Source organism: Butyricimonas paravirosa (genome assembly GCF_032878955.1).
GTDB lineage: Bacteria > Bacteroidota > Bacteroidia > Bacteroidales > Marinifilaceae > Butyricimonas > Butyricimonas paravirosa.
Window position 1 is genome coordinate 1,040,260 of the sequence record NZ_CP043839.1, and the last position, 14,327, is coordinate 1,054,586.

Here is a 14,327-nt window from a genome sequence, read left to right on the forward strand (position 1 = left end):
CCAATCTTCCGCCTTCTCGCTATATTGGCAAAGGGTGATGAAAGGGCGATGAAAGGGCGATGAAAGGCCCCTAGGAGATTATTACCCTAGCTTTAGGCCGGTATTACCCTAGCTTTAGGCTATGTTTATCTACCATTCTCTTGATTACTTATTAATAGTTCATTTAGACCATCGTGCATTCATCCTGCATTTCCCTTGCATTCTCGTTCGATTAAATTGATTTTTGATTAGATTATACTTGCAAATAAGGTATATCATGCCATATATTGGTTAACTGGAAAAATATACCCGGCTAACGATACAAGGCTTTGCAAGCATAGTTCAAGGGTTTACAAAGGCATAAGAAATATTTCTCCAAAAAAAATTAAAAATCGACTCACCCGGTTTTCACCCTCATCCGTATTCAAAGTGAAAATTGGATATTCCATAAAAAATAAACGGAACGAAAAGATGGAAAAAGATATTTTATCGAAACTAGAAGTTGCTCGCCTCATCGCTCTCCAGCGTTTGGGAATCCTGCCCGAATCAGAAGAACGGAGACTTTCTGCGTGGGTGGAAAGAGACGAAAAAAACAAGGCTTTTTATGAACAATTACGCCAAAAATCATTCGATGGAAACGCGACTTCACCATCCACGGCAGAAGGTTGGAATTTATTCGAGAAAAAATATCGTACCGGGGAAAAAGGCTCCCGGCCATTCCGACGTACCCTCTACCGTCTGGTGGCAAGCGTCGCCGTGTTAGTTCTTGCCATAACAGGGACATACTACTATCTTACACAACCGAACGAAGAAATAATCTCCTCTCCCCAACCTGTTTCTGCCGTGCAACTTGTACTGGAAAACGGAAATAAAATCACGCTGGATGACCCGCAATCTTCCGTGCTGGCTTTAAATAACAATGCTGCCTTACACGCGGAAAAACAAGAAATCGACTATGCTACCGCAGAAAAAAAGACGGTTGAAATTGATGAAATCTATCACACGATTATCGTTCCCAAATACGGGGAATACACCGTCCGTCTTTCCGACAATACAACCGTGAAACTCAATTCAGAAAGTACACTGACCTATCCCGTTCAATTCAAGGGGAAGGAGCGAAAAATCCGCTTAACGGGAGAGGCTTATCTGGAGGTGACACCCGACACCACCCGCCGTTTCATCGTTGAGGCCGCAGGCACCACGGTCACCGTGTTGGGAACCACGTTCAACGTGAACACCTCCGCTCCCGACGGAAATGTAGCAACTACCCTCGTGAACGGGAAAGTGGAAGTAGGCAATGGCCTAACAACGACAATCATTTCCCCCGGCCAGCAAGCCATCACCACATCGGGAAACGCCCGCATCGAAGTAAAAGAGGTTGACACGAACGTCGTGACAGCATGGGTACGGGATATGTTCTATTTTGACGAAAAACCACTGGGAGAAATCATGCAGGAATTATCCCGCTGGTACGAATTCAAAGTTATTTTCGAAAAAGAAAGCCTGAAACAACGGAAATTCACCATCGAGACATCTCGTTACGAAGATATTGACAAGGTTCTGAAATTGATTGAAGAGACGCACGTGGTCACGTGCAGAAAGGAGGGAAAAACCATATACATCCAGTAATCTGAAAATAGAAACGGGACATGTTGGCAGCACGTCCCATCGCTATAATTCGTAAACCACACTCCCCGGTCAAAGCGAGTGTTAGTACAAATCAGTAAAACAAAATTATGAAAAAAGATTGTTTTATTCACGCTTGTGTGCGTGAAAAATTAAAAAAACTATTGTTAGTTATGAAATTAAGCAGCTTGTTGATGCTATTATTCTGCATGAATTTGTCGGCTGGGATTTACGCCCAAGAGGCCAGATTGTCGGTCTCAGTCGAAAATAGTAACATCCGGGAAATCATCCGGATCATAAAACAGCAGAGCGACTACACGTTCGTTTATAACGTGGAGGAATTGGATCATATCGGATCAATCACCATGAACGTGAAGGATTCCGATGTGAGAACCATTCTCGATGCTTGCCTGAAAAATAGCGGGTACACCTACTCCATTCTCGACAAAGTGATCGTCATTCGTAAGGCAGAACCTCAACAACAGGAACAGATCAAGAAAATACGAGGTACCATCACGGATAAAAAGAAAGTTCCCCTACCCGGCGTGACCGTGCTAATCAAGGGAACCACCACAGGAGTCTCCACGGATATGAACGGGAAATTCGAAATGGTTCAGCCGAAAGATTCCAACATCGTGTTACTCGTTTCTTTTATCGGAATGAAAACCCAGACCATTCCTTACAAGGGACAGGACCTGACCATCGTGATGGAAGAAGATTCACAGGAAATGGAAGAAGTGGTTGTCACCGGTTATCAAGTCATTAATAAGAAAAAATCCACGAGTGCCATCACTTCAGTAAAAATGGATGATATTATGATTCCGGGTGCCACCTCCATCGACCAGATGCTGGAAGGACGAGTTTCAGACATGATCTTAATGACGAATTCCGGAGAAGTGGGTGTTGCCCCCAAAATCAGAATCCGGGGAACATCGACATTGGTCGGGAACCGGGAACCGTTGTGGGTCGTGGATGGAATCATCGTGCAGGACCCTGTACCCATCTCGTCAGAGGAACTAAATGACCCCGATTATATCAACCGGATCGGTAATGCCATTGCCGGACTAAACCCGCAAGACATTGAACGTCTCGATATTCTGAAAGATGCCGCCGCTACCGCCTTGTACGGGACGAAAGCGGCCAACGGGGTAATCGTGATCACAACGAAAAAAGGACGTGTCGGAGACCCGATTATCAGCTACAACATGACCACCACTTTCCGGCAACGCCCGCGCTACACGGATCGGAAAATTAACGTGATGAATTCAAGAGAAAGAATCCAACTTTCCCGTGAATTATTTGACCAGCACTACGTGTACAACGGGAGTGTAAACCCGGTAGGTTACGAGGGACTTTTGAATGACCTGTACAACGGAAAACTCACGGATACGCAATTTTCCCAAGAGGTTGCCAAACTTGAAACCATGAATACCGATTGGTTCAAGCTTTTGACTGAAGATACCTTTTCCCATCAACATACCGTTAGTATTTCAGGAGGCTCCGAGAAAACCCGCTATTATTCCTCTATCGGCTTTTCCAGAGATAACGATGTTATCAAAGGGAATTACAATCAACGTTACACGGCCTCATTAAACGTGGAAACCACACTGACCAAATGGTTTACAGCCTCTTTCCAGATGCAAGGGAATGTCAGCCACCGGGAATACAATCAAGATGCCATAAACCCGATGGATTACGCGTACAATGCCAGCCGGGCAATCCCTGCCTACGATGAAAACGGGAATTACGCTTACTACAAGAAAATGACAGGCAACAGTTCACGTCGGAATTATAACATTTTGAACGAACTGGAAAACAGTTATACCGATCAACACACGTCCGGAATTACCGTAAATGCCAACCTTAAATTCAATTTTACAAACTGGCTGAACGCAAATGCCATCATTTCTTACACTAATTCCAACGCCGAGATCGAAGGTTACTGGGGAGAAGAGACCTACTATGCCGCCTCTCTTCGGGGAACGGAATTCGGAACAATTCCCACCCCCGGCGAAGACAGTAATAGCGTGTTACCTTTCGGGGGTGAATTGACTCGAAATGAAACCCGTAGTAACTCTTACACGGCTCGTTTACAGGTTAATGCCAATAAATATTTCGGAGCCGACGAACAGCATAATATCAATGCCAGTGCCGGGTTCGAATTAAGTTCCTCTCGATACAACGGTTTCAAAAGCGTGGATCGCGGGTATTATCCCGACCGGGGTAAAATGTTCGTCAGTAACATCAGTATTTCAGATTACCCGACTTACGGTTCGTGGTTGGCAAGCAATGTCCCGAGCGTGACGGATAATCTGACGAATATGCTATCCGGGTATGCTACTCTCTCTTATAGTTATCAAAACTATTTCACAGTAAACGTGAATGCCCGCGTGGACGGTTCCAACAAGTTCGGAGACCAGAGTAATAATAAATTCTTACCTATCTGGTCTGCATCCGGGGCGTATAACATCTCGGAACATGACATGCTGCAAAAGGAGTGGATCGACTATATTACCCTGAAAGTTTCTTTCGGTTACCAAGGAAACATGTTGGAAGATCAATCCCCGGTCATGTTGATCCAAAAAAACCCAATGGACCCTTATTATAATGAAATGACCTCCAAAATTACACGGAATCCGAATCCGAACTTGAAATGGGAAAAAACCAGCTCATTCAATACCGGATTAATGTTTTCCCTCTTACGCAATCGTGTACAAGTAGAAGGACAGTATTATTACAAACGCACGAAGGATGCCTTTATGACAAAAGAAGTGGCAAACATGAACGGCGTGGATTCTTACGTAATTAACGGTGGAGACGTGGAAAACAAGGGTTACAGCGTCGATATTACCGTTTCTCCCATTTCCAGACAGAATGTACGCTGGACATTATCGACCTCATTTTCCAAAAACTTCAACAAAGTGAAGAACGATCCGGACGCACAAACCTATAATTACTCGGATTTTCTAAACGGGACCGTGGTCGTGAAGGATAAGGCCGTGAACACATTCTACTCTTACAAGTTTATCGGGATCAGTCCCGTGGATGGAGGACCGATGTTTGACGATATGGAAAACAACAAACACGAGTTAAGCGGGTTAAGCAAATATGAAACCTTCACCCGCGTGTTAAAAGCATCCGGACGCAGGGAGCCTTATATGTCCGGTGGATTAAGTACCACGCTACGATACAAGAACTTGCGTATGAGCGCCATGTTCTCGTATAGCTTAGGTGCCAAAACCCGTTTGTTCCGAATGTTTAATGACAATATAAAACCGGAATTCAATGTTCACCGTGATTTTCTAAAACGCTGGCAGAAGCCGGGGGACGAGAAAAGCACAAATATCCCCTCTTTGATGTCTTACGGAAGTGCTGCGTATTATAGATACTATACCCATTACTCCAATCTTTTTGATGATATACAACCCTTTGCCTCGGACGCTTGGACAATGTATGATTATTCGGATGCACGAGTGGTCAGTGCCAACTATCTGAAATGCTCCAGTCTTAGTTTCACGTACGAGTTCGGGGAGCGTATCTTGCCGAAAATAGGGATGTCACGGTTGGCCCTGACGTTATCAGGCACGAACCTGTTCACGCTTTGTTCCAGCAAATTAAAAGGTCAAACACCCACACAAGGAGGATTCAGCGAAATACAATTATCCGAACGTCCGACTTATTCATTCGGTTTAAGTGTCTCATTTTAAAAACAGGATTCCATGAAAAATATATTATTTATCGGATTACTATTACTCTCCATGAGTGCCTGTTCGAGTTTCTTGGAAGAATACTCCCAGGATCTGGCAAGAGTTGAAAACATTACCGACCTTGACGAACTATTACTGGGAAGCGCTTATCTCCCCGCCGGCAAGATCAGCAGTACCAGCTCCGGAGGAAGTTCCATGAACGGCGACCCGTACAGTTATTTCATTCATTTCATGTCCGACGAATTACAGCAAAACGGATCGCAAGTAGATCGTTCCGCTTTCGACCCGATGAGCAGTAGTATATTCGGGTATTACACTTGGCAACGAAATGTCGGCATTGATATTAAAGGAACCATGATCGGAATGGAAAATTCATTCTGGAAATCGACCTACCAATACATCAATGCAACTAACATGATTCTGGATGAACTGGAAAATGTCAGTGCAAAAGGAAACGAGGAAGAATTAAATAAGATCCGGATAGAAGGAGAGGCTCGTTTCCTGCGAGCCCTGTATTATTTCTCGCTGGTAAACCTGTATGCAGAACCTTATGCCCCGTCAAAAGCAGCCCAAACACAGGGGATCCCATTAAAACTCACCTCCTATATTGAGGATAAGGATTACACGTGTAGCAGAGTGTCCGAGATTTACGAACAAATTATACGGGATTTGAAAAAAGCGGAAGAATGTCTTGCCCAAACCAGTCGTAAGTCCGTCTACCGGGCAGACCTGACAGCTACCTACTTATTAATGAGTCGCGTGTATCTTTATATGCAAGATTACAAAAATGCCCGGACATACGCACAATACGTACTTGACAGAAACGATAACCTGACCGATCTGAAATCGTTCGCCGGACAGGACAATGTATTCACCTCGCAATCAAGCGAAGTACTATTCTCCATGGGGGGACATTTACTATCCTCCTACATCTACGGGAGTGATAGTAACGAGGAACAATACCCGTTTTACGTGTCAGAGGACTTGATTAAAGCATTTGATAATGACAATGATTTGCGAAAATCCCTTTACATCACGGAAGGAACATTCGGTTATTATTACAAAAAAATATACTGGGGAAGAAGTCATTATAACGAAGCTTGTAGCGTGTCGGACAATTTCATGTTCCGAACATCCGAGGCTTATCTGAATTTGGCCGAGGCTGCCGCGTTCGACGATGACGAACCCACCGCTCGCCGGATTCTCGGTTTATTACAGGCGAAACGTTTCAGCACGCCCCCGGCAATCACCGAAAGCGGTAACGCCTTGATTGATTTAATCCGTCATGAACGTCAAAGAGAATTGTGTTTGGAAGGCCACCGCTGGTATGATTTACGCCGTTACACCGTATGCGAAAAATATCCTTGGTCAAAAAGCTTTCAACACGTCTTTACGGATTATGAACTGAGTTTATCTGTTTATGACTATGTTGCCATACGCACCCGGGTTTTCGAGTTAGAGGCAAACGATAAGGCATATACATTATCATTCCCGAAAGAAGTTCTGGATTTCCAAAACAATTTAAGTAAAAACGAACGTCCGGATCGTATTCCGGTGGAAACCATTAATCATTAAACATGAAAGCCATGAACAAAATATATTATATTATAACCCTTTGTATATTCATTATTTCTTGCGGTAAAGAAGATACATTGGCGCCAACGGGGGCACGTGATGATTATTTTACCATTTCACCCGATGCCACCGATCCCGAATCTGTATTACGTAGAAATTTTTACGAAACTAACGGGGTGCATCTACTCTTCAACGATACTTTACGCCACGAACAAAGAGGTACAAATGCAGACGGAACACCTTACTGGTTCACGGAAATCATCGACTTGGGATACTCCATGACAAGCCTTACCAGTGGACTGAAGTTCAACTACCTGCAAGGCCAAACGATCAAGGAAACGGGTATTGATTTTGCGGAAAATCAGATACTTTCCCATTTAGGGAGCCAGATACGCCCCTACTCCATCTTACTTGCCGGGCAAATCTACACGTACAACCGGGATCAAAACACGTACAAATACTACGATTTTTATAACGGAATGCGTTGTTTGGCCATTAGTTGCGACAAAATCCCCACGATGAGCGAGGATGAAATTTACACTTTCCGGCAAAGTATTCTTCTGGATATTGCAAGCAATAAAATAAAAAATTTGGAATCAAGTGTTTTCACTGAATTTTATTCATTCTGCAGTGAATATTACGGGGAATATTACTCGGATCTAGGAATAAGCAGGCCCACGGGGGATGACTTGTATGCCTACGGTTTCATATCCTCCTACTATTCCAGTTTCCCGTCAAGAAGCAATGACGTGACGGCCTTCACGCAAGCTTTATTCAATACCAAAGAACAGGAATTCAAGGAAAAATATGCCAATTTCCCGGTCATCATTCAAAAATACAATATCATTAAAAATATTGTCATGGATATGGGATTTAAATTTTAACACGAGAAGGATATGAAAAAAATAATCTATACAATATGTCTTGCCCTGATGACTTTCTGCATCGGGTGTGATGATGACGATAATCATTTGCCACAGGTGAAACCGGAAAGCACCGGAACCCTCACGGATGACGAGGGAAACGAATACACTTGGGTCCGCTATGACGGTCTGGACTGGATGACCTCTAATTTCAAAGCCGGAACCCCGTATTACGAATTAAAAGATTCATGGGGATGGAGTGACCTAATCAGTATCAGTGATAAAGATCAAGCCATTGCCGATTACGATATGTACGGGAATCTATACACGTACGAGGATGCCATTGCCAACGCACCAGAAGGATGGCGATTACCCACGGATGAGGATTGGAAAAAACTGGAAAAAGCCTTAGGAATGTCTCCCGGTGAACTCGACGATACAGGATGGCGAGGTTCTGTCGAGGGTGAACTCATACAACAGGATGAAACGGGAAGTGGCATACATTTACTCCTTGCCGGATATGTCAGTTTACAACCGGGAACTCCTCTTTTTCAATACCTACGTCAAGTTCGTGAATACGGGTATTACTGGAGCAGCACGGTTGACGAAAGCTACACGCAATCAACCGCCGTGTACTACCGGAGAATTCGTTTCAATTCTTCACAGATAGAACGAACGAGTACCACCATCGAGGAAAAAGATTACGTTCAGAATGTATATAAAAGATTCATGAGCGTACGTTACGTGAGAGACGCACAAAACAATTAAACATGAAAATTGAAAATGGAGAATGATAAACCAAAACTTTCTCCATTTTCACAAATACCATTCACAAAATGAGACAATTATATTACATTGTCGTGGCACTGTTATTATGTGGTGCCTGCGACAAACAGGGAGGGTATGTCATCCGGGGAAGTTTTCCCGGTTTGAAGGACGGGATGATCGTTAAATTGAACCAGATCGAGGACCCGTTCAACGAAATCAACCTAAGTATAGACACGGTACGTAACGGTCAATTTGAATTAAAAGGTGTTACCCCCTCTCCCGTGTTCTGCAAAATAACCATCAGTAACAAAGACCTTGTCACCGATAAAAAAGAAATCAAAAATAACGGTACACTCTTGTTTCTCGATAATTCAAAAATGGAGTTACAAGCAGAGCATTACGATAGTCTATCCTACATTATCTTCATGCATCCTCTCTCTACTCGAGGGAAAGCTAAGGTAACAGGCGGACCGCTACAAACCGAATTCAATCACTATCGTGAAGTGTTACAACCTTTGGAGGCAGACACAGACATTCCCTCGTCTAAATTACTGGAAGCAAGGTTCTACAAACACCAATATTCTCCGGAAGAATACAGTAAACTTTACGAGGAACAATACCCGTTATTGCTCTCCCGTCAGGCAAAAGTCGACGCAGCCCGCATGGATTTTATTCGCCAATACCCGACATCTCCCCTATCTCTATACATTGCAGAAACATTGATAAACACGGAATTTTCCCGCACCAAGGAAGAGTTGGAGGAATTGTCACGTATCACGGCCCACGTGGAAGATTCCGTACGCAAGCCACGTTTTTTGAAAAGGATGGAACTTGCACAATTTCAATATAAAGGAGTAATATACACCGATCTCTCGCTGGAAACCCCGACAGGAGAAAACGTGAAATTATCGGAGCATATCCAACCGGGACGTTACACGATTCTGGACTTTTGGGCATCCTGGTGCGGACCTTGCAAGGCTGCCATTCCCTCTATAAAAAAACTCTACAACGAGTACAGCCGGGAAATGCTGGATGTGATCAGTGTATCGGTAGATGAAAAAAATGCAGACTGGCAAAAAGCCTTGAAAGAAGAAAAAATGGAGTGGGCGCAATTAAGGGCCGCACAAAGAGAAAGCATGATGGAATTGTCGTTTAAATACAATTTACTCAGCATTCCGCGTCTGATGCTGGTGGACCCGGAGGGTAAAGTTGTCTTTAGCGGTAACGATGCCGATGCCCTACGATTAACATTCAAACAATTAGTTAGGGAATAATAACTCGTATAATCACCGTATTGTATTAAATCAAAAAAATCATGTATGAAAAAAATAATATCTTTTGCCATTTGTATTTTATTCACGTTCCCGCTACTCGCACAGCATGGGGTAAATTTTAGGGATCTCTCCTACGAACAAGCACTTGAGCAAGCGAAGCAGGAAAATAAACTCTTGTTTATTGATTGCTACACGGAATGGTGCGGCCCATGTAAAAAAATGATGAATGAGGTTTTCCCTCAAAAAGCAGCCGGGGACTTTTTCAACCCCAGATTCGTAAGTGTCAAGTTTGACATGGAAAAAGGGGAAGGCAAAGAATTAAGTAAAAAATTTGATGTTCACGCTTATCCCACCTTTTTAATTGTTCGCACGGATGGCACGGTACAACATAAACTGACCGGAAGTAGCGATCTGGAAGGATTTATTGAAAGGGTACAAAAGGGGCTGGAAGAAGAAAATACTCTTCCCTACCAGCACCAGCTTTACGCAAAAGGAGAAATGAGTAAACAGCAGCTACTCGCCTATAAAGAATGTTTATCGGAAGCCAATGACAAAGAAAAAGCGGCTCAAATATATAACGAATTACTAGAACAACTATCTGACTCGGACAAGATGCAAAAGGAATTTTGGGGTATTTACGAAGACCGGAGCTGCCAGATCGGTACCCCTCTCTTCAATTACCTGTTGTCAAATCTAACTTCTATCCGGGAAAATGTCGGAGTGGAAAAAGTAGACAACTATTTATTCCCCAAATATCAAAAAGCTCTAAACGACTATATCCGCGGGTTCCAGCAAGAAAATTCCCTTCCCGTTTCCGAATTAAAAAGACAAGTCTCGACTTTAAATATAAATCAACAGGAGATATTGACAGAAATGGCCAATCTGGCAACACTAGTCGATCAACAAAAAATAGACAAGATCGCCAAAATAATCGAGACAAATGTAACCAAAAACGATGTCAAAGAAATCATCCTGTATGTCATGGGCTACCGGGCGATCACGTGGCAAATGAAAGAACCGGACACAACGCATCTCGCCAAACTTGGTACAAGACTGGTCAAAAAAATCATTCCCGTAATAGAAAATAAAGCGTCCTCCTTAACAGTTGAGGAACTGTACGATTACTCGTTTGTATTTCTGACTCTGGAAAAACACATTAGCAAATCCAACTACGCCCGGCTTGCCGCAATCGGAGAAAAAGTGATTCCCCAATTACCGGAGAGTCAATACAAAATGTTCGTGGAGACTACATTCAAAACTTACAAAGAACGTTCCCGCTAACATACTTATTTATTTCTTAATCATTTAAATATAGATCATCATGAAATATCTATTATCACTTTTATTTCTCGGTTCGATGGCTGCCTGTATCGAAAAACCGACAGATCATTTCGTGTTACGCGGTACGGTTCCCGGAGCCATTGATAGTACCGAAGTGACCTTGGCATCTTACAAGGAATACCATAAGAAAATTGCCTCAGGATATGTCATCAATGGAAGATTTGAACTTCAAGGAAAAGTAAATGCCCCCGTGTATTGCCGATTAAGCATGAGCGATCAGCACGCAAATACAAACAAAGAATCAAAAGACAAAAGCCCCAATAAATATGTGGAGATCGGCTTTTTTGTTGAGAACGGTAACCTGACCTTTCAAACTCCCCATATCGATAGCCTGCCACAATCTTTTTGGCTGTATGATATTCGCAAAGAGAAGAATTACACGTTGAAAGGTTCTGTTGCACAGGATATATTCTATCAATACCAACAACAAACCATATCCCTGCGCCATGAAATCGAATCCCTCAACAAAGCCTACATGGAAAACGGGAATGTTGAAAACTTCAAAACCTCGTACGCCAAACAAATCAAGCTCGAAAACCAAACGAAAGAATTTATAAGGAGTCATCAAAACTTGGCTGTAAATCTCTATCTCGCAGAACAATTGAAGAAAAAGCCTTTCACTTATGACCAGGCGTACCTGGATGAACTAACCGAATTTTTCGCTCCCTATCAAGACACATGCCTCGCATTACAACAGTTTCGACAATACCTGCAAACAGCCCGTACTTTCGTACAAGGTAAAGCGTTACGAGACGGAGAAATGACAACTCCTGACGGGAAAAAAGCCACCCTACTCTCCCAGCTCAAAAAAGATCATCACACGGTGATTGATTTCTGGGCTTCATGGTGCGGACCTTGTCGGGCAAGTTTCCCTCACCTGCGGGAAATGCACAAGACATACGGAGAAAAAGTAACTTTTATCAGCTTGTCCGTGGATAAAAGTGAAAAAGATTGGCAGAAAGCGCTGGAAGAAGAAAAACTCCCTTGGAATCAGTATCTCGCCACCCCGGAATTGAGTAAAGACACCCGAACGAACTACAACCTAAATAGTATTCCGACATTTTTAGTCATCGATCCGAGAGGTAAAATCATCTATTCCGGGAGTAACAGTGGGGAATTGGAAATTATGCTGGAGAAAATTTAACGTTCATAAAACCAAAATATAAAAATCAATTCTGATCATAAGTTGATGATCATTCTAGTTTGGATGGCCGGAGTACAGGAACTATTTCTGTATTCCGGTTTCTTTTTTCTATACTTTCTAAACAAAATATTTAACCGGAATATATTTCAAATTACAAAATTTGTTTCATAAATTTACCCTCCAAGTCGATATAAATTTATGCCCGAAGAATATAAAAAGACGTGAACTGAATGAGAATAAACTGATATGGAGGCAAAAAAAGACACGAGTACAATGGATTATGGTGAAATTTTTAAAGGAAATACAAGAGCTTTCGAGCAACTCTTTAAAAATTACTATGCCCCGTTGCGTGGTTACTGCCAAGGAATCGTGATAGATAAACAAATCAGTGAAGATATTGTCCAAGATGCTTTCGTATATTTATGGAATAATCGTAAAACATTAGAAATCAAAACAACAATCCAGACTTACCTCTATTCTACCGTGCGACACGGAGCGCTACATTACCTGAAAAAACAATTGATGGAACGCACTCATTTTCCCCGTCTTGCCGAATTCATCACTTATCTACAAGAATCGGAATATTCAGAAGAAGAGGTCGTGAAATTAGAAAAAGCGAAAAAGATCCTGCAAGAACTTCCCGAACAATGTAGAATTGTTTTTGTCATGAATTGCATTGATGGTAAAAAGTATAAAGACATCGCAGAGGAACTGAATATATCCGTTAACACGGTAAAAACTCATTTATCAAAAGCTTACCGTAAATTCAGAGAAAAATTAGACGACAGAGCTTACCTTTTATTATTGATTAATAGCTACTTGAAAAAAAGATGAAAAATATTTCATTTTAGGGTCACCCATTTTCCGGTTTCGTTCCCCTTAAACGAAATGAAACTGGAAAAACATGAATAAACAAATATACTTTCTGATCAGAAGAGCTTTTTATTCCTTGCAGAATGAAAATGACGAGGTTAATTCCGCATGGAAAAACGTACAATCAAGATGTAAAGGGTATTCCAAGCCATCATTAAAGTTTCGTATTTTTAAATACGCAGCTGTTTTCATGCTGGCATTATCCTTGGGTTCTTACTTATGGTATTTTCAACAATCCGATACATCTGATACCGATCACACAGACATTCGGTCCGTTCCACCTAAAGCAAAATTAATACTGGCAACGGGGGAACATTTCTACCTTGAAAATATGGAACAAAATATCTCTATAAAAGATCTAGGAGTAAAAATCTCGAAAGATTCTGTAAGTAATGCCCTATATTATAATATTGATTCTCTCGGGGAAGAAAACCTCCCCACCGAATACAATCAACTGATTATTCCGAAAGGTGGAGAATTCTCTTTAAAGCTGGCCGACGGATCAACCGTATGGCTAAACTCGGAATCCACGTTAAAATTCCCGGTTCAATTTACCGCCGCCTGTCGGGAAGTTTATCTTGAAGGGGAGGCATTTTTCGACATCAAAAAAAATGAACATTCACCTTTCATTGTTCACACGGGTGACAAGAAAGTTACCGTATTGGGTACCCGTTTCAATGTTTCAGCCTACCCGGAAGATCCAAGCTGGCAAGTAACCTTAGTACAGGGGAAAGTGGCCGTACAAATAGCTGATCATGAAGAAAAAATATTACAACCATCCGAACAATATTCACTAAACAACAACACGGGAGAGATCGAGATAAAAACAGTTGAAACCGAACTCTACACCTCATGGCTTGACGGGAAATTCTACTTTAAAGGTTACCGTTTTGAAGACATCGTGAGAAAATTGGAACGATGGTACGATTTCCAGATGCATTACCAACAAGAAGAAATCAGGAATATGCATTTCCGGGGAGTTATTAATAAACATTACCCGTTGGAAAAAACATTAAAATATCTGGAAGAAACAACAAATATTACATTTGACATTGATGGCAGAACGATCACCGTAAAGAAAATAGAAAAACAAAAGGAATGAGTTCCGAAATAACCCATTCCCTTATCAATACCACCTTTTATTTTCCATTTTGCAGTCGGCAAAATAAAAGGCTAA

General features: G+C 42.1%; 10 protein-coding genes. All 10 read left to right on the forward strand.

What is annotated here, in order from left to right; translation table 11 throughout:
- Positions 1-450: 450 nt before the first annotated feature.
- The 10 genes from F1644_RS04505 to F1644_RS04550 all read left to right on the forward strand — a co-directional run bounded on the left by F1644_RS04505 (position 451) and on the right by F1644_RS04550 (position 14,252).
- On the forward strand, positions 451-1,608 hold the full coding sequence (locus tag F1644_RS04505) for a FecR family protein (protein ID WP_118301963.1): 1,158 nt from the start codon (positions 451-453) through the stop codon (positions 1,606-1,608).
- A gap of 170 nt (positions 1,609-1,778) precedes the next feature.
- Positions 1,779-5,312: a SusC/RagA family TonB-linked outer membrane protein gene (locus F1644_RS04510; RefSeq protein ID WP_087422164.1), complete on the forward strand. Its 3,534-nt coding sequence runs from the start codon at positions 1,779-1,781 to the stop codon at positions 5,310-5,312.
- A 12-nt stretch (positions 5,313-5,324) separates the two neighbouring features.
- A complete protein-coding gene (locus F1644_RS04515; protein ID WP_118301962.1) occupies positions 5,325-6,887 on the forward strand; it encodes a RagB/SusD family nutrient uptake outer membrane protein in 1,563 nt (520 codons plus the stop codon).
- Positions 6,888-6,898: 11 nt separating this feature from the next.
- Positions 6,899-7,771, forward strand: coding sequence for a hypothetical protein (locus F1644_RS04520; RefSeq protein ID WP_140402617.1), 873 nt, complete (start codon positions 6,899-6,901; stop codon positions 7,769-7,771).
- Between the two features lie 12 nt (positions 7,772-7,783).
- Positions 7,784-8,518, forward strand: coding sequence for a fibrobacter succinogenes major paralogous domain-containing protein (locus F1644_RS04525; RefSeq protein WP_118301961.1), 735 nt, complete (start codon positions 7,784-7,786; stop codon positions 8,516-8,518).
- A 68-nt stretch (positions 8,519-8,586) separates the two neighbouring features.
- A complete protein-coding gene (locus F1644_RS04530) occupies positions 8,587-9,792 on the forward strand; it encodes a TlpA disulfide reductase family protein (RefSeq protein WP_118301960.1) in 1,206 nt (401 codons plus the stop codon).
- Between the two features lie 45 nt (positions 9,793-9,837).
- Positions 9,838-11,073, forward strand: a complete 1,236-nt coding sequence (locus tag F1644_RS04535) for a thioredoxin domain-containing protein (RefSeq protein WP_118301959.1) — start codon at positions 9,838-9,840, stop codon at positions 11,071-11,073.
- 40 nt (positions 11,074-11,113) lie between these two features.
- Positions 11,114-12,277, forward strand: a complete 1,164-nt coding sequence (locus tag F1644_RS04540) for a TlpA disulfide reductase family protein (protein ID WP_118301958.1) — start codon at positions 11,114-11,116, stop codon at positions 12,275-12,277.
- Positions 12,278-12,523: 246 nt separating this feature from the next.
- Complete coding sequence (locus F1644_RS04545) at positions 12,524-13,111, forward strand: RNA polymerase sigma-70 factor (RefSeq protein ID WP_118301957.1); 588 nt, start codon at positions 12,524-12,526, stop codon at positions 13,109-13,111.
- A 70-nt stretch (positions 13,112-13,181) separates the two neighbouring features.
- The gene (locus tag F1644_RS04550; RefSeq protein ID WP_118301956.1) at positions 13,182-14,252 is read left to right on the forward strand and encodes a FecR family protein; all 1,071 of its coding nucleotides are present in this window, start codon (positions 13,182-13,184) and stop codon (positions 14,250-14,252) included.
- Positions 14,253-14,327 lie beyond the last annotated feature (75 nt).